Origin of the sequence: Novosphingobium sp. IK01 (assembly GCF_033242265.1) — a bacterium.
GTDB lineage: Bacteria > Pseudomonadota > Alphaproteobacteria > Sphingomonadales > Sphingomonadaceae > Novosphingobium > Novosphingobium pituita.
Genome location: NZ_BTFW01000001.1, coordinates 1,492,585 through 1,509,279 on the forward strand (window position 1 = coordinate 1,492,585; position 16,695 = coordinate 1,509,279).

Sequence of the window (16,695 nt, forward strand, 5' to 3'; positions counted from 1 at the left end):
CACGCGAAAGACCTGCCTTCAGCTTCTGGCGAGCGCGGCCATGTCCGCGCCCGCCAGCGGCCCCGCGCGCAAAAAGCCCTGGAACAGGTCGACCCCCTCGTCGGCCAGGACCGCCAGTTGCCCTTCGGTCTCCACCCCTTCGGCCACCACGCTGAGCGAGAGGGCACGGGCCATGGCCACCATCGCGGCCAGAATCGCCCGGTCGCGGCGATCGTGGGCCACATCGCGCACGAGTGAACGGTCGATCTTGAGCGTGTCGAGCGGCAGGGCCTTGAGCGTGCGGAAGTTGGAAAAGCCGGTTCCGAAATCATCGAGCGCCACGCGCACGCCTTGCCCGGCCAGTTGCCGCAGCGCCTGCGCACAGGCCGCAAAATCGGCGATCAGGGTCTGTTCGGTGATCTCGATGGTCAGGCGCTCGGGCGCAAAGCCCGCGTCGCGCGCGCGGCCCAGCAGATTCCCGGCGAAATCGGGCAGGGCAAAATCCTCGGGCGTGACATTGAGCGAAAGCCGCCATGCCTCGGGCCAGCCCTGCGCGCCGGTCATGGCCGCCCCGGCAATGTGCTGCGAGAGCGGGGCCATCTGGTCGGCTCGCTCGGCCACGGTGAACAGCGTGGCCGCGCCGATTCGCCCGATGGTCGGATGCTCCCAGCGGGCCAGCGCCTCGGCCCCGGCCAAGGCCCCGTCGCGCACGCGGAATTGCGGCTGGTAGAGAATCGCGATCTCGTCGCGATGGAGCGCGCCGATCAGGTCGGCTTCGAGCAGGGCCGCGCTGCGTGCGCGGGCGCGGTGGCTGCCATCGGCCCAGAGCAGCCGCCGCGCCGCGCCGCGCTGCAACTGCACGAGTGCCTGATCGAGCCGGTCGAGCAGGCTCGAACCGCTGTCGCCCGGCTGGCCGCGCAACAGCGCAATGCGTGGCAAGAGGCGCACGGCCTCACCCACGGCCCCACCCTCTGGCGAGAGGCTGTCCAGCCGCAGGGGCCGGGCAATCGCGCGCCCCAGCACTTGCGCCACCCCCTGCCACCGCTCGCGGCTGAGCGGCGCGTCGCTGGCGATCAGGAACTCCCCGCCCGAAACCCGCGCGACGAGCCCGCGCGGGCCGAGCTCTTCGCCCAGCACCTGCACGATGCGCCGCGCCACTTCGGCCAGAATGCGGTCTCCCCCGCCCCGCCCAAAGGCCAGATTGACCGCCTGCAATCGATTGAGGCCCAAGAGCATAGCATGCACCGGCCCTGCCTCGCGCCGCCCCTCCGCACGGTCGAGCCAGGCCAGCGCTGCGCGCGCATCGACCAGACCGGTCAGGCCATCGGTGCCCTGACCGGACGACCCAGGAACAGGGGCAGGAACAGAATCCGGGGACGGAACGGAGGCTGGCGCGGATGTCATGGTTACCCCGCCCCTAGCAGAGCCCCCCGGTTGCTGTCGCCCCTCGCCGCACCTCCGGTTTTTTCGCATTGCGCCATAATGGGGCACCCCATATCACCCGCACAAGACCGCACATCGCGGATACAGGCCACGCCCTCGGGCCTGACAGGAAAATTGGACCAACAATGACGATCAGCGCTTCCGGTTCGACAGTGGGCGCCCCCTATGGGAAGCTCGCCCTGTTGGCCTCTCCCACCCCCAAGGCCCAGGACGCCGCCCAGACCCTCGCCGCCTCGCGCGACTGGGTGCCGCTCGAAGAAGCCGACGCGGTCATCGTGCTGGGGGGCGACGGCTTCATGCTGCAAGTGCTCCACCAGATGCTCGATCTCGACCGGGTGGTGCCCGCCTATGGCCTGAACCTTGGCACGGTGGGCTTCCTGATGAACAAGCAGAAGAGCAGCCGCAGCCTTGAGGAACGGCTGTCGCGCGCCCGCCCGGTGGCGATCAGCCCGCTGCGCATGGATGCAGTCACCAATGCAGGTGAAACGCAAAGCTATTATGCGATCAACGAAGTCTCGCTGCTGCGCGAGACGCGCCAGACCGCCAAGCTCGAAGTGACGGTCAACGGCAAAGTCCGCATCCCCGAACTCTCGTGCGACGGGGTGCTCGTGGCCACGCCCGCCGGATCGACCGCCTACAACCTCTCGGCCAATGGCCCGATCCTGCCGCTGGGGGGCAATATCCTCGCGCTCACCCCGATCAGCCCGTTCCGCCCCCGCCGCTGGCGCGGGGCGATCCTGCCCGATACCGCCCACATCGTCGTGCGCGCGCTCGAATCGGTCAAGCGCCCGGTCCTCGTCGTGGCCGACCAGCAGGAAATCCGCGATGTCAGCGAAGTCCACATCCGCGCGTGGCGCGACCACCAGCTGACCTTGCTGTTCGACCGGGGCCGCAGCCTCGACGAACGCATTTTCGACGAACAGTTCCTCGCCTGAGAGCCTGTCTCCCGGCCTTCAGGGAGAACCGGTATCCATGCGGCCAGTTGTGGAAAATTGCGACCAAGGCGCTTGCCAAGCCCGAAATGCCTGCTATTAGCGCCCCACCTGTTCCGGGCAACCGGATCTGTTCCCTGATAGCTCAGCGGTAGAGCTCTCGACTGTTAATCGAGCGGCCGTAGGTTCGAATCCTACTCAGGGAGCCATTCTTCTTCCGGCACACCACCGGCAGAATTGCATAGCCGGCCCGTCCGGCACTGTTCCCTGATAGCTCAGCGGTAGAGCTCTCGACTGTTAATCGAGCGGCCGTAGGTTCGAATCCTACTCAGGGAGCCACCCCCTTTTCAGACCTGACCCTTCGCCCCCGGCATCAGCCCGGCCCGAAGGCCTGCGCGCGCCTCCCGGCAAGCCCGCGCGCGCTCTGGCGCAGGAAACGCACGCCCCCTCCGGGCCGGAGAAGGACGCATCGGGGCCCCTGCCCGCCTCCCCCTACCCGGCCCCTCTGCCCCCAGCCGCGCGCCGATTCCGTTTTCCGGCCACCCGCTGCCCGGCCATGCCCGGCCACAAGTCCGCACCGCCTCCCGCGACGGAAAGACGCCACCATTACCGAAAAGCAGGGGTACCCGCCGGTCAGAAGTAGCGTTCCCCCACGCGGATCGTGTCGCCCGGCAGGATCGCCACCTGGTTGATGCCGCGCAGCGAAACGGGATGCTCGCCGGTCGAGGTCTGGCGGCGCAGGAACGCCGTCTTCTCGTTGGCGCGATAGGTAAAGCCACCGGCCTTGGCGATCGCCTGATCGACCGTCATGCCCGAGGCATAGGGATATTCGCCCGGCTTGTTGACCTCGCCCAGAATGTAGAACGGGCGGTAGTTGAGCACCTCGACGCTCACGCGCGGATCGTTGACATAAGCCCCCGCAAGGCGCCCGGTGATCTCGCGCGTCACTTCCTCGGTCGTGTGGGCTCCGGCCTGGACCACGCCGATCAGCGGAAAAGCCACCGCCCCGGTCGGCGTGACGTTGTATTCGCCGGTCAGCGTGGGCTCGTTGAAGACGGTGATGCGCAGCTTGTCGCCCGCGCCGACGCGATAGCCCGCGATGCCCGCCGCGCGATCAGCCGAAGTGAGCGGGCGCATATCGCGGCTCGCACACCCCGGCAGCGCCACCAGCAGCCCCAGCGCGAGAGCCAGACCTGCGCCCTTCCTGCCCCCCCGCCTGCGCGCGCCCGGCGCGCCGCGAAGCTTGGCGGAAGACGGCCCGGAAGAATTCCCTGAAAAGGTCTTGGTCGAACACCCCAAAAACAGCGCATGAGCAATAGTCACGATACGCCCTCCACTTGATCGTTTCACTGTTGTTCTATGCGCGCGCGCCACGAAGACAAGGAAGGGCGCCGGGATGAAAGCTCCGACTTGGAGGCGTTCCGGAGCGATCCGAAACCCCGGCATCGCGCCGCCGCAAGTCGCTTGAGGGCGGCCATGCGGCAAGGGCACGCGCCCCGTGCCGGGCAGTCCCCCACGAACAAACCCTAAGCATTTTTCCTGCGACCTATGGGTATTTGCGGAGGCCTTGCCCGCCATGGACGCCCCCCTTCCCTCCCCCCGCCCGCCCCCGTCCCCCGCTGCACCGCACACCGGGATGACAGGCCGCCAAACCACGCCGGAACGCGGCCTGCCGGGGCCCTGCTATTGCTCCGCAGCGGATATGCTTGGCCTTCCTTGCGCGGGCGAACGGCCACAGGCTGGGGTCATATCGGGAACGGGCATGGGTGGAGCGCCAGGCGCACCGGAGCGTCCCGATGCACATCTCGATCCGGGGCAACCCGATCTGGCCGAAGGGGGCAATGGTGAACACCGCAATCGACTTCTATCGCGCACCAGCCGGCATCGTGCCCGCTGGCGTGGCCGAACCGCGCGCCAGCTCGCCGGCGGCAACCGACCGCATCGACGTAAGGCGCCTCATCGCCATGTTCCGCCGCCGCATCGGGGTTTTCCTGGGCGTGGTCGGCGCGGTTCTGGCCGTGGGCATGATCATCACCGCGCTGCAACCGCGCACCTATTCGGCCCGCGCCGAAGTGACGCTCAACAGCAAGCTCCAGACCGTGGCGCCCACCAGCACCAACGACAAGGTCGAGCAATCGGCGATCCCGAGCGAAAGCTTCGTCGACACGCAAGTCTCGGTGGTCACCTCGGAAACCAACACCGCCGCCGTCGCCGACGCGCTGGGGCTGGCGCGCGACCCGCGCTTCGCGCAGGCAAAGGGCAGCGATCAGGGCAAGACCGCAGCCAGCAAGGAAAGCGCCCGCGACGCGGCGATTGCCTATCTGCGCAAAAACGTGACCGCGCAGCGCATCGGCTCGACCTATGGCATCGCCATCACCTTCGAAAGCCGCGACCCTGCCGAGGCCGCGCGCGTCGCCAATGCCTTTGCCGAACAGTACACGCTCGGCGCGCTCGAACAGAAGCGCTCGGGCGCGCGCGACACGACCGCGGTGATCGCCTCGCGGCTCGAACAGCTGCGCCAGCAGGCCCTCGCCGACAGCGCGGCGGCCCAGCGCTATCGCATCACCCACAATCTGCTCAGCACGACCCAGGGCACGCTGACCGAGCAGGAAATCTCGTCCTACAACCAGGAAGTGACCTCGGCCCGCGCCCAGGCCGCCGAAGATACCGCCCGCCTTCAGGCCGCGCGGGCGCAGATGCAGGGCAATGGCAATGGCGGCGTGGGCGAAGCCTCGCTCTCGCCGGTGATCGGCCAGATGCGCGCCCAGCAGGCCAGCCTCGCCGGCGAATTCGGGGCACTCTCGTCGCGCTATGGCCCGCAATACCCGGACGTGCTGCGCGCCAAGGCCCAGCTCGACTTCCTCAACCGCCAGATCGCCGCCGAGACCCAGCGCGTGATCGCCAGCCTCGAAGCCAAGGCCCGTGTTTCGGCGCAGCGGCTGGCCTCGCTGGCCGGATCGCTCGATGCCTCGCGCGGGGCGCTGGCGCAGAACAACGCGGCGATGGTCGGCCTTCAGGACCTCGAAAAGCGCGCCGAGACCTCGAACGCGCTCTATGAGAGCTACCTCAACCGCTACAAGGAACTGACCGCCCGCGAAGGCACCGAGCAGCCCGATGCCGACATGCTGCACCGCGCCGACGTGCCCACCGCGCCCAGCAGCCCGCACGTGGCGATCAACGGCATCCTGGCCCTTGCGCTCGGGATCGGGCTGGGCATCGCCGCGGCCTTCCTCGCCGAAATGACCTTCACCGGCCTGACCACCGGCGACGACATCGAGGCGCGGCTGGGCGTGCGCTATCTGGGCGCGATCCCGGTGCTCCAGTCGGTGTCGCGCGGGACCAGCCACAGCCCGGCCAGCGCCCTGCTCGAAGACCCGCGCTCGGCCTTTGCCGAAAGCTTCCGCTCGCTGCGCGCCTCGATCGCGATGAACACCACCGATGCGCGGATCATCGCGATCACCTCGGCCCTGCCCGCAGAAGGCAAGACGACGACCGCGATCTGCCTTGCCCGCTCGATGGCCTCGACCGGCGACCGCATCCTGCTGATCGACGGCGACTTGCGGCGCCAGGGGGTCAGCCGCTTCCTGCGCGGCGACGAAGGGCGCCCCGGTCTGGTCGAAGTGCTCGAAGGCTCGGCCACGCTCGACGAAGCCATGGTCGTCGATCCGGCGACGGGGCTCTCGATCCTGCCGATCTCGACCGACGCGAGCGACCGGGCCGAACTGGTCACCGGCGACGAGATGGACCGCCTGCTGGCCGCCGCGCGCGAGCGGTTCGACGCGGTGATCATCGATACCGCGCCGGTCCTGCCCATCGCCGATGCCCGCCTGCTGCTGGGCAAGGCCGATGCCTCGGTCTTCGTGGTGCGCTGGCGGCGGACGCCCGAGGCCGCGCTGCGCTCGGCCCTGCGCCTGCTGCCCATCGACCGCGTGCAACTGGCCGGTGTCGCGCTCACCCGCGTCGACATGCGCAAGCAGCCGCGCTTCGACTATGGCGATGCCGCGTTCTACCGCAGCTACGAGCACTACTATGTCTGAACCGGGGCTGCCCCCTGCCCCGGCGGAGCCTGCCTTTCCTGCCCCGGCGGAGCCTGCGTTTCCGGTCGGCGTGGGCTCCGGGGGCAACGCCGAAGCGGGCACAGGAACAGGCACCGGCATCGTCTGGGGCCACCGGGCGGCGATCATGGCGCAAGCCGCGATCATGCAGGCCGCTCCGGGGGAGCCCCTCCCGCCTCCAGCCGATGGAAAGCAGGCCGCCATGATCCAGTTGGAACTGCTCCCTTCCGAACCGCCCGGCGACGATCCATCCTCTGCGGAGTTTGTGGGGGGGGACCTGCCTTTCGCGGCGCAGGCCGAGGCCGCCTTGCCGGACCCGGTGGAGGAGGCCGCCCCTGATGGCCTCACCCCTGATGGCGCCACACCTGATCGCAGGGCCACCATGCAGCCCGCCGATGGCCTGGGCTTGCGTGACCGGCCCCTCACGCCGATCACGCTGCGGCAGGGGCTGGATAATGAGGGCGGGCTGATCCTTCCTCCTCCTTCCCCTGCCACCGCGCTTTCGCCCTGTCCCGGCGGGGCGCAGGACGATCCCCGTCGCCGGTTTCGCCGCGTGGCCATCGTCCACTACTGGCTGGTGACGATGCGCGGCGGGGAGCGCGTGCTCGAACGCCTGCTGCGCCTGTTCCCCGAGGCCGACATCTTCACCCATGTCTACGATCCCTCGGCCATGTCGGACACGATCCGCGCGCACAAGGTGACGACCAGCTTCATCCAGAAGCTGCCGGGCGCGCGCCGCCATTACCAGAGCTACCTGCCGCTCATGCCCATGGCGCTCGAACACCTCGACTTGCGCGGCTACGACCTCGTGATCAGCAGCGAAAGCGGCCCGGCCAAGGGCGTGATCGCCGCGCCCGATGCCCTGCACCTGAGCTATGTCCACTCGCCGATGCGCTATCTGTGGGACCACTACCACGACTATCGCGAGGCGACGGGGCCACTCGGGCGCGCGCTGATGCCGCTGCTGTGCCATCGCCTGCGCGCGTGGGACATGCATTCGGCGGCGCGGGTCGATCGCATCCTGGCCAATTCCCGCTTCGTCCAGCGGCGGATCGCCAAGGCCTGGCGCCGCGATGCCCATGTGCTTCATCCCCCGGTCGAGGTGGACCTGTTTTCGCGCGCGGAGGCGGTCGGCCCGGCCTATCTGTGGGTGGGGCAGATGGTCCCCTACAAGCGGCCCGATCTGGCCATCGATGCGTTCAATGCGCTGGGCCTGCCGCTCGTCATGGTCGGCGATGGCCCCTTGGCGCAGGCCATGCGGCGGCGCGCCGGGCCGACCATCACGATCCTGCCCCGGCTCGATTTTCAGGCGCTGCGCCGGGCCTATGCCCAGTGCCGGGCGCTGGTCTTTCCGGCGGAGGAGGATTTCGGGATCGTCCCGGTCGAGGTCATGGCCTCGGGCCGCCCGGTTCTGGCCTATGCCGGGGGCGGCGCGCTCGACAGCGTGACCGCCGGTGTCTCGGGCCAGTTCTTTGCCGAACAGACCGTGGCCTCGCTGATCGCCGGGGTGGAAGCCATGGAAGCCTGGCTTCCCGGGTTCTCACCGCAAGCGGCGCAGGCCGATGCCCGGCGCTTTGCCCCGGCCCATTTCGACGAAGGCATCCTGAACGCCCTGCGATGACCTGTCGCTGCGGCCCGTCAGGAGCCTGACGCATTCACGCTGCCCGTGCCCTCCTGTTTCGAGGAAACAGTCCATGGCTTCGCTTGCCTCATCCCCCTCTCCTTCAGCCCCGCCTGCCCCGGTTCCGGCTGACCCGGTCCCGGCTTCCGGAGCGGGATCGCTGGCCGGAAAGCTCGCCGCGCTTCAGCCGCGCCATCGCCTGACCACGCTGATCACCCGGATCGCGCTGCGCTGGCAGGGCGCCAGCCCCGGCCCGCGCTTCTTCGTCCATGGCAAGCGCCCGCGCGTGACCGGCAAGGGGCGGGTCTCCATCGGGGCACGGGTCAACATGCGCTGCGACGTGGCGCCTGTGCGGATCGAGGTGGCCCAGGGCGCGCACGTCACCCTGTCCGACCGGGCCTTTCTCAACACCGGCACCATGCTGATCGCCCACGCCGCAATCGAGATCGGGCCGTCATGCCGGATCGGCCCCGATTGCGTGCTGTGCGACAGCAATTTCCATGCTGTTCACGAGGGCGACCCGGTGCGCGTCGCCCCGATCCGGCTGGGCCGCAATGTCTGGCTCGGGCGCGGGGTCATCGTGCTGCCGGGCGTGACCATCGGCGATCATGCCGTCGTGGCCGCCGGGTCGGTCGTCTGCGCCGACATTCCCGAGCGTGAGGTGTGGCGCGGCAACCCGGCCACATTCGTGAAGGCCGTGCGCTGCTCGCCAGACTTCGTGCGCAGCTGAAACACCCCCGCCCTTTGCCCCCTTCCACCCCTTTCGACCTTCCGCTCTGCAAGGGAAGCCTTCGATGCAACTGACCTTCATCGGCGCCATTCAGGTTCTCGTCGGCCTCAGCCTGTTTCTGGCCGGTTCGATCGAATCCATGTTCGCCCTCCTGCTGGTGTCGACCCTGTTCGGCGGATCGGCGGCCATCGTGCTGCCGATGCTGGGCGGATCGTCGATCCCGCCTGCGCAGTTCGCGCTGGTGTTCATGGCCCTGCGGCTGCTGGTGCCGGGGTCTGGCAACGGGACGGCGGTCGGCCATGCCGCGCGGGCCAATATCTGGCTGGCGATTTTCATTCTCTATGGCGCGGCGCTGGCCTTCATCGGCCCGCGCCTGTTCGCTGGCCAGATCGAGGTGACGCCGATGCGCGGCAAGGTCGAGGCCCGCTATGTCTCGATGCGCGCCTATATCTATTCTACCCGCCCGCTCGTCTTCTCTGCGCAGAACATCACCACCACGGTCTATCTGCTGGGCACGCTGCTGACGGCGATCACCGCCCATGTCGTCTGCCTGCGGGAAACCGGACGGCGGCGTTTCGTGCGCACGATGGCCATTGTCGGGATCGCCCACGGGGTGATCGGCTTCCTGAGCGTGCTGGGCAAGGGCACCGCGATTGACACGGTGCTGGCGCTGTTCCGCAACGGGTCCTATGCCCAGCTCGACCACACCTATCGCGGTTTCGTGCGCATGGCCGGGCTCTGGCCCGAGGCTTCGGGCTTTGCCTGGTTCGGCATCAACTGGTGCGTGTTCCTGTTCGAATGCTGGCTGCGCCGTGTCGACAGCCTGTGGACCGGGCCAGCCGCCTTCGTTCTGGCCGCCGCCCTGCTGTGCAGCACGGCCACGACAGCCTATGTCGGGCTTGGCGTCTATGCCGGGCTGCTGATGCTGCGCAGCCTGCTTTTCCCCGGTGCCCTGCCGGTCGATCGCGGGCTGATGATTTTGGGTGCGGGGCTGGCCATGACCGTGCTGGTCAGCGCGGTCATGATCGCCAAGCCGGCGCTGGTGACCGATGCGACCGAACTGATCCGCCACATGACGGTGGACAAGGGCCAGTCTGTCTCGGGCGAGCAGCGCAGCTTCTGGGCCTGGCAGGGGCTGCATGCCTTCGTCGTCACCCACGGGATCGGCATCGGGCCGGGCAGCTTCCGCTCGTCGAGCCTGGCCACCGCGATCCTGGGCTGCACGGGCATCGTCGGCGCGCTGGCCATGACGATCCACATGATCAGCATGTTCAAGCCCACCCGCCTCTCGACTTATGCCCCCACGTCCGATCCTGCGCTCAACACCGGCGCGGCCTGCGCCTGGGCGGCGCTGATCGACGTGATCATCTCCTCGCTGTCCTCGCCGACATGCGATCCGGGGACGGACTTTGCCATCCTGACCGGCGCGGCGCTGGCCCTGCGCCCGATCGTGCCCCACATGGCCCCCTGGCGCGGCCCGATCCGCCGCCTGCCGCCGCTTACCCTCTCACCCGCGATGGCCCTGCAATCGGCGATGAACGGGCCAACATTCTCGGCCGAGCCTGCCGAATGAAGGCCCGCCAACCGCACAAGCCTCCGCCAAAGTAATGGGGTGCAGGGGCGATGGCCCCTGCTGTATTCCTTGTTCTTAAATGCCTTGCCTTCAGCTTGCGGCCTGCTCGCTCCATTCGAGCCACTGGGCTTCGAGGGTTTCGAGGTCTTCGGTCAACTGGCTGCGCAGCTTGCCCAGCGCGCCAAGGTTCATGCCCGCGAGCGGCTTGGGCGCCTTGGCCGGATCGGCCAGCGCCGTGTCGACTTCGGCGATGCGGGCTTGCAGCTTGGCCATGTCCTTTTCGGCCTTGGCGATCTGCTTGCCCAGTTCGCGGCGGGCCTGCCATGCGGCCTGCGTCGCCGCCTTGGAGACCGGATCGGGCGCGGCCTTGCCGCCCCCCGCCTTGGCCCCCTCGCCCTTGGCTGACGCATCGGCCTTGGGCTGGTTCCGGCCCAGCACGAAGTCGATATAGTCTTCCATGCTGCCGTCATAAGGCTGGGCGAGGCCGCCATCGACGAGGACGAGGCGGTCGGCGGTCAGTTCGACCATGTGGCGGTCGTGGCTGATCAGGATCACCGCGCCCTGATAGGCGTTGAGCGCCTGAACCAGAGCCTCGCGCGCGTCGACATCGAGGTGGTTGGTCGGTTCGTCGAGGATCAGCAGGTGCGGCGCATCGCGCGTGACGAGCGCGAGGGCCAGCCGCGCGCGCTCCCCGCCCGACAGGCGCGAGACTTCGGTCGTGGCCTTGTCGCCCGAAAAGCCGAAACGGCCCAGTTGCGCGCGCACCGCCGCCGGGGTCTTGCCGACCATCGCGCGGGTCATGTGCAGCAGCGGGGTGTCGCTGCCCGCCAGTTCCTCGACCTGATACTGGGTGAAATAGCCGATGGCGAGCTTGCCCGCCGTGGTGATCGAGCCTTCCATCGCCTCCAGCTGGCCCGCCAGAAGGCGTGCCAGCGTGGTCTTGCCGTTGCCGTTGCGGCCCAGCAGGGCGATGCGGTCGTCCGGGTCGATCCGCAGGTTCAGGCGCTTGAGGATCGGCTGGCCCGGCGCATAGCCGACCGCGGCCATGTCCATCGTGATCAGCGGCGGGCGCAGTTCGGCGGGGCTGGGAAAGTCGAACTGGAGGCTGGGATCTTCGAGCATGGCCACGACGGGTTGCATCTTGGCCAACATTTTCGCGCGCGACTGGGCCTGCTTGGCGGTCGAGGCGCGGGCGCTGTTGCGGCGGACGTAGTCTTGCAGCTTGGCGCGCTGGGCGGCCTGCGCGGCCTGCGCGGCGGCGGCCTGCGCAGCACGTTCGGCGCGCTGGCGCTCGAAGCTGTCGTAACCGCCGGGATAGAGCGTGACCTTGCCTCCCTGAAGGTGGAGGATATTGTCCACCACGTTGTTGAGCAGGTCGCGCTCGTGGCTGATGACGATCAGCGTGCCGGGATAGCTGCGCAGGAAGGTTTCGAGCCAGAGCGTGGCTTCGAGGTCGAGGTGGTTCGAGGGTTCGTCTAGCAGCAGCACGTCGGGCTGGGAAAACAGCAGCGCGGCGAGCGCCACGCGCATCTTCCACCCGCCCGAGAAGCTGTCGAGCGGCTGGGCCTGCATGGCTTCGTCGAAGCCAAGACCGATCAGGATGCGCGCCGCGCGGGCGGGCGCGGTATAGGCGTCGATGGCGATCAGGCGCTCGTGCACGTCGGCGAGGCGGTCGGGGTCGGTGCAGGTGTCGGCCTCGACCAGCAGGCTCGCGCGTTCGGTATCGGCGGCCAGCACCGTTTCGAACGGGGTGGCGGTTCCGGCGGGGGCTTCCTGCGCGATATAGCCGAGGCGCGCGCGGCGCGGCATGTCGATGCTGCCTTCATCGGGCTCGATCTGCCCGATCAACACTTTCATCAGGGTGGACTTGCCCGCGCCATTGCGCCCGATCAGACCCACGCGCGCACCGGTGGGCACGGTAGCCGAGGCACGGTCGATGATGGTGCGGCCACCAAGGCGCACGGTGATACCCGAAATCGTCAACATGGATGTGCGCCTAGCAGGGGCGCGCGGGCTTGAACAGGCGGGGAGAAACAGACCGGGAGGCCCTGTCCCGTGCGCCCACTCATGCGCTGCCCCATCCGCCCACCCGGCGCGAATCGATTGCTGCACTGCGGGAACCATCGATGGTTCCATCGGTTCCGAACTGCTGAACCGCCCTGCGCGCGCGCCCGGTTGCGCCTTGTTGCGCAGGTCATTCCTGCCATTCGATTGCCAGATGGTGATATTTTGCTAATCGCATCCTCGTGCTTCGCGCTTTTCTTCTAGACCGTTGCGCCCCGGCTGCCGTCAGGGTGCCTCTGAGCCAGCGGCCATCCGCCCTGCTGGCTCTCCCGCTGATGCTCGCGTGTGCGGCATGTGCGGCCCCCGGCGTCCGTCCGGTCGAGCTTGGCCTCTCTCCCATTGAAGGAGGAGGCATCGAAGGGGCGCCCACCGAAGGAAAGCAGGCCGATGCCGCCCCGTGGTGGCGTCTGGCGGGCGATCCCGTGCTCGAAAAGCTGCTCGACGAGGGGCTGGCCCACGATCAGGCGCTGGCCTGCGATGCCCACAGGCTGGCCAAGGCCGAAGCGGCAGCGCGTCGACGCCATCCGGGCAGCGAAATAATCCACCTGTTCCGCCCCTTGCGCGTGCCCGCAGGCGCCTCGGCCCAGGCCTATGCCCATGCCGCGCTGGTCAATCGCCGGGCGGCGGCGATGGCGCAGGCCTATCTCGATGCCCGGCTGGCGCAGGCCCGGCTGACCGCCCGGCGCGAGGCCATCGCCCCGTGGCGCGACAATGCCGAAATCGCCCGGTTCCGCCGCGAGGCAGGCCTTGTCTCGGCCATCGACGGCGCGCTGGGCGGGGTCATGGTCGATCTCGACGACAAGGCGCTGGCCTCGGCCGAAACGGCCTTCGCGGCTGCGGTCGTTCATCTGGCCGGGGAAACCGGCCTTGCGCAGGACGCGGTGATCGCCGCGCTCGTTCCCGCGTCCGATGCAAAAGAGCAGCACACCGATGCCATCCCGGCTTTCGCCCCGCTAGCCCAGACATTGGCCCAGACTGCGCCGCGCCGCGCCGCCCTGATGGCCCAGCGCCAGAGCCTGAGCCTTGCCGTGCTGCGCCACAAGACCACCGCGCAGCAGGCCCGCGCCGCGCTCGCCAGTGCCAGCGCCGCCAGCGCCGAGACGATCGACAGCGCCGCCAAGGCGCTCGACGCCGCCCGTGCCCTGTCTGATGGCAGCGCCCGCACGCTCGATCAAGCCCAGCGCACCGTGCGCGATGCGCGTCTGGGCTATCGGGCGGGCAGCGAGACTTTTGCCACGCTCTATGTCGCCGAAGCCTCCGCGCTCGCCGCGCGCGAGGCCGATGCCCGTGCCCGCCACGCGCTGGCGCTGGCCCATGTCCGGCTGTGGACCGCGCAAGGGCTGGGCTGGAGCCCCGCCGATCTGACCGCCGACCTGACCCCTGCGCCGGTTCCGGCAGAAGCGGTGAAGTCCTGTGACTGACATAAACCATGTGACGGAAACCGAAGGCGATCTCGACGCATTTCTGGGCGCCCGCCCGCGACGGCGCGTGGCGCACTGGGCCTCGCTCGTGGCGCTGCTGCTGGCCGCCGGGGCGGCGCTGTGGCTGCTGCTGCGTTTCGTCAACGGCCCCGATCTTCCGTATTACAGCGTGCCGCTCGAACGGGGCGACCTGACCCCGATGATGAGCGCGCCCGGCATGATCCATGCCGAGGACGAGATCGTGCTGCGCGCCAGCGAGGACGGCACCGTCCGCTCGCTGCTGGGCCCCGGCGATGGTGTCGTGCGCGCCGGGCAGCCGATCGTCGTGCTCGACGGCGCGCCGTTTCAGGCCGCGCTGGCCGGGGCCGGCGCCTCGCGCGCGGCGGCACAGGCCGCGCTGGTCGCCGCGCAGGCCCAGCTCGACAATGCCCGCGCCCGGCTCGACCGCTATGAGAATGTCTGGCGCCGCTCGCAGGGGCGGGTGCCTTCGGCCAACGAAATGGACGGCGCGCGCGCGGAAATGATGCGCGCGGTCGCCGGGCTCGACAGCGCGAAGGCGGGCCTCGCCCTCGCGCAGGAACAGGAAAAGCAGGCTCGCGCCCGGCTCGATGCGGCCATCGTGCGCGCGCCGTTCGACGGGCTGGTCGTCGCCCGCGCGGTGGCGCCCGGCCAGATCGTGCGCCCCGGCACCCCGCTGCTGACGCTGGCCACCGGGCTCGACCGGCTGGTGGTGAGCGTGCCGCTGCGCGCCGACGAAGCCCAGCGCCTCGCCCCCTCGGCCAAGGCCCGCGTGCTGCTGGCCGACACCCCCGATCATGTGCGCAGCGCCCGGCTGGTGCGGATCGAGGCCCGCGCCGACACCCAGGGGCAGGACCGCCTCGCGGTCTTCGCACTCGATCCGCCCGCGCCAGACGCCGCGCAAAGCGGCGAAAGCGGCGGCGAGGAAGCGCTCAAGGTCCGCCCCGGCGTTGCCGCCACGGTCGAAATCGAACTTCCCGCGCGCGAGGGCGTCCTGCTGGTTCCCAATGCCGCGCTGGGCTTCACCCCCGATGGCGTCGCCCCGCGCACGGGCACGATCTATGTTCTGGCGGGCAAGGACGATCCGCGTCAGGTCGCCGTGTCAACCGGCGTCAGCGACGGGCGCCGCACCGAAATCCTCGCCAATGGGCTGGAACCGGGCGTTCAGGTGATCACCGGGCGCCGGGCGCCCACCGCGTCCTTGCAGGGCGCCACGGGGCCGGACGCGAAGTCCGGGAAACCATAAGCCGGAGGCTGCGTTACAGACCGATGACCGACAAGACCGATCGCCCCGCCGCCGCTGCGGCAGCGGGCTTCTCGCGCCGTGCAGTGGGCTCGATGGCCCTTGCGCTGGCAGGGCTGGCCGCCATGCCGTCCCGTCCTTTCGCCAAGGCTGCCGCCGATCCGGCCTCTTCGGGCAATCTGGGCCCGGCCCGGCCCTTTTCGTGGGACCGTCTGGTCGCCCGCGCGCAGGCCTCGGCCCGCCATGCTTTCGTCGCCCGGCCCGTCTCGCCCCATGCCTCCCCCACGTTCGATGATCAGGCCCGGCTGACCTATGGCCCGGCGCAGAGCCTGCCCGGCCATGTCCGCCTGTTCCCCACCCGCCGCGAAACCGCGCCCTTTGCCGTGGGGATCAACGTCGTCGCACAGGGCAAGGCGCGCACGCTGATCGATATCAAGGGCCTGTTCGGCGGCAGCACCCCGGTCGAACCGGCGGGCTTCCGCGTGATGTACGGCGACAACCACGCCGACTGGCTGGCGTTTCTGGGCGCGTCCTATTTCCGCACGGCGGGCGAGCGCGACCAGTATGGCCTGTCCGCGCGCGGTGTCGCCGTCGATACCGGGCTGGTTCCGGGCACCGAGGAATTTCCCGAGTTCACCGAATTCTGGATCGAGGATCTGGGCGGCGAGCCGGGGCGGCAGCATGTGATCATCCATGCCCTGCTCGAAGGCCCCTCGCTGACCGGCGCCTATGCCTTCGATACCCGGCAGGTCGAGGCCGGCGTGGTGCAGGACATCAAGGTGAGCCTGTTCCTGCGCAAGGACATCAAGCGCCTCGGCCTCGCGCCGATGACCAGCATGTTCTGCTTCGACGAAGGCACCAGCATCGACCGCCACGACTGGCGCCCGGAAGTCCATGATTCGGATGGTCTGGCCATCCTCATGGCCAGTGGCGAGCGCATCTGGCGCCCGCTGGAAAACCCTTCGGAACCGCGCACCAACACCTTCCGCGCCGATTCGCTCAAGGCGTTCGGCCTGCTCCAGCGCGATCAGGTCTTCGATCACTATCAGGACGACCTCAACTTCTACGACCGCCGCCCCTCGCTCTGGGTCGAGCCGCAGGGGGACTGGGGACCGGGCGCGGTGGCGCTCTATGCGTTCCCGACGATCTCCGAAACGGTCGACAACACCGCCGCCTTCTGGCTCAGCGACCGTCCGGCCCGCGCGGGCGAGCGCCGCGATCTGGCCTATCGCCTGACCTGGACCTCGAAAGACCCGTCCGCGAACGCCAACGCGCGCTGTGTCCAGCACTTTTCGGGTCCGGGCGGGGTTCCCGGCGCCGACGCGATCCCCGGCGCGACGCGCTATGTCTTCGATTTCGAGGGCGACGTGCTGGCAGGGCTCGACCGCAACAGCGGCCTTGCCCCGCAGTTCGACCTGCCCGCCAAGGCCGTGCTGACCCGCGCCTATGGCCCCATCGCCGGACGGCGGAACCAGTGGCGCGTGACCATCGACGTGAAGACGCAAGGCCTCGAACAGCGCGATTTCCGGGTCTTCCTCCAGCGCGGGGGTAGCGCCCTGAGCGAAACCGTGATCATATCGGTCAAGCCATGAGCGATCCGGCAGCGCCCCTTCCCC

The 16,695-nt window shown here is 69.2% G+C and carries 11 protein-coding genes and 2 tRNA genes; 10 read left to right on the plus strand and 3 right to left on the minus strand.

The window, feature by feature from the left end; translation table 11 throughout:
* Positions 1-18 precede the first annotated feature (18 nt).
* Positions 19-1,383: a GGDEF domain-containing phosphodiesterase gene (locus tag SBI20_RS06945; RefSeq protein WP_317974372.1), complete on the minus strand. Its 1,365-nt coding sequence runs from the start codon at positions 1,381-1,383 to the stop codon at positions 19-21.
* A 164-nt stretch (positions 1,384-1,547) separates the two neighbouring features.
* On the opposite strand from SBI20_RS06945, the gene SBI20_RS06950 reads away from it, so the two are divergent.
* From SBI20_RS06950 to SBI20_RS06960, 3 genes are all read left to right on the plus strand, one after another.
* Complete coding sequence (locus tag SBI20_RS06950) at positions 1,548-2,357, plus strand: NAD kinase (RefSeq protein ID WP_317974373.1); 810 nt, start codon at positions 1,548-1,550, stop codon at positions 2,355-2,357.
* A 131-nt stretch (positions 2,358-2,488) separates the two neighbouring features.
* A tRNA-Asn gene (locus SBI20_RS06955) sits at positions 2,489-2,563 on the plus strand.
* 55 nt (positions 2,564-2,618) lie between these two features.
* Positions 2,619-2,693, plus strand: a tRNA-Asn gene (locus tag SBI20_RS06960).
* A gap of 294 nt (positions 2,694-2,987) precedes the next feature.
* On the opposite strand, the gene SBI20_RS06965 is transcribed toward SBI20_RS06960, so the two are convergent.
* Positions 2,988-3,677, minus strand: coding sequence for a polysaccharide biosynthesis/export family protein (locus SBI20_RS06965; RefSeq protein ID WP_317974374.1), 690 nt, complete (start codon positions 3,675-3,677; stop codon positions 2,988-2,990).
* A gap of 473 nt (positions 3,678-4,150) precedes the next feature.
* On the opposite strand from SBI20_RS06965, the gene SBI20_RS06970 reads away from it, so the two are divergent.
* The 4 genes from SBI20_RS06970 (at position 4,151) to SBI20_RS06985 (ending at position 10,333) form a co-directional block, all read left to right on the plus strand.
* Complete coding sequence (locus SBI20_RS06970) at positions 4,151-6,391, plus strand: GumC family protein (protein ID WP_317974375.1); 2,241 nt, start codon at positions 4,151-4,153, stop codon at positions 6,389-6,391.
* On the plus strand, positions 6,384-8,030 hold the full coding sequence (locus tag SBI20_RS06975) for a glycosyltransferase (protein WP_317974376.1): 1,647 nt from the start codon (positions 6,384-6,386) through the stop codon (positions 8,028-8,030). The genes SBI20_RS06970 and SBI20_RS06975 overlap by 8 nt, the downstream gene beginning before the upstream one ends.
* A gap of 73 nt (positions 8,031-8,103) precedes the next feature.
* A complete protein-coding gene (locus tag SBI20_RS06980) occupies positions 8,104-8,760 on the plus strand; it encodes an acyltransferase (protein ID WP_317974377.1) in 657 nt (218 codons plus the stop codon).
* A 64-nt stretch (positions 8,761-8,824) separates the two neighbouring features.
* Positions 8,825-10,333: a hypothetical protein gene (locus tag SBI20_RS06985; protein ID WP_317974378.1), complete on the plus strand. Its 1,509-nt coding sequence runs from the start codon at positions 8,825-8,827 to the stop codon at positions 10,331-10,333.
* Between the two features lie 90 nt (positions 10,334-10,423).
* Here SBI20_RS06985 and SBI20_RS06990 read toward each other — a convergent pair whose 3' ends face one another.
* Entirely contained in the window at positions 10,424-12,319 is a 1,896-nt protein-coding gene (locus SBI20_RS06990; RefSeq protein WP_317974379.1) for an ABC-F family ATP-binding cassette domain-containing protein, read from the minus strand.
* 353 nt (positions 12,320-12,672) lie between these two features.
* Between SBI20_RS06990 and SBI20_RS06995 the strand changes: the two genes are divergently transcribed.
* Genes SBI20_RS06995 through SBI20_RS07005 form a run of 3 tightly spaced genes read left to right on the plus strand, consistent with a single transcriptional unit; the run spans position 12,673 to position 16,671 of the window.
* On the plus strand, positions 12,673-13,818 hold the full coding sequence (locus tag SBI20_RS06995; RefSeq protein ID WP_317974380.1) for a hypothetical protein: 1,146 nt from the start codon (positions 12,673-12,675) through the stop codon (positions 13,816-13,818).
* Positions 13,811-15,082 carry an efflux RND transporter periplasmic adaptor subunit gene (locus tag SBI20_RS07000; RefSeq protein WP_317974381.1) on the plus strand — a complete coding sequence of 424 codons (1,272 nt, stop codon included), beginning with the start codon at positions 13,811-13,813 and terminating at the stop codon, positions 15,080-15,082. The genes SBI20_RS06995 and SBI20_RS07000 overlap by 8 nt, the downstream gene beginning before the upstream one ends.
* Before the next feature lie 23 nt (positions 15,083-15,105).
* Positions 15,106-16,671 carry a glucan biosynthesis protein gene (locus SBI20_RS07005; protein ID WP_317974382.1) on the plus strand — a complete coding sequence of 522 codons (1,566 nt, stop codon included), beginning with the start codon at positions 15,106-15,108 and terminating at the stop codon, positions 16,669-16,671.
* Positions 16,672-16,695 lie beyond the last annotated feature (24 nt).

What these genes read in the sequence shown, in the direction of transcription:
- SBI20_RS06945 (WP_317974372.1), bottom strand. Translation starts at nt 1,383, where the DNA reads ATGACATCCGCGCCAGCCTCCGTTCCGTCCCCGGATTCTGTTCCTGCC.
- SBI20_RS06950 (WP_317974373.1), top strand. Translation starts at nt 1,548, where the DNA reads ATGACGATCAGCGCTTCCGGTTCGACAGTGGGCGCCCCCTATGGGAAG.
- SBI20_RS06970 (WP_317974375.1), top strand. Translation starts at nt 4,151, where the DNA reads ATGCACATCTCGATCCGGGGCAACCCGATCTGGCCGAAGGGGGCAATG.
- SBI20_RS06975 (WP_317974376.1), top strand. Translation starts at nt 6,384, where the DNA reads ATGTCTGAACCGGGGCTGCCCCCTGCCCCGGCGGAGCCTGCCTTTCCT.
- SBI20_RS06980 (WP_317974377.1), top strand. Translation starts at nt 8,104, where the DNA reads ATGGCTTCGCTTGCCTCATCCCCCTCTCCTTCAGCCCCGCCTGCCCCG.
- SBI20_RS06985 (WP_317974378.1), top strand. Translation starts at nt 8,825, where the DNA reads ATGCAACTGACCTTCATCGGCGCCATTCAGGTTCTCGTCGGCCTCAGC.
- SBI20_RS06990 (WP_317974379.1), bottom strand. Translation starts at nt 12,319, where the DNA reads ATGTTGACGATTTCGGGTATCACCGTGCGCCTTGGTGGCCGCACCATC.
- SBI20_RS06995 (WP_317974380.1), top strand. Translation starts at nt 12,673, where the DNA reads ATGCTCGCGTGTGCGGCATGTGCGGCCCCCGGCGTCCGTCCGGTCGAG.
- SBI20_RS07005 (WP_317974382.1), top strand. Translation starts at nt 15,106, where the DNA reads ATGACCGACAAGACCGATCGCCCCGCCGCCGCTGCGGCAGCGGGCTTC.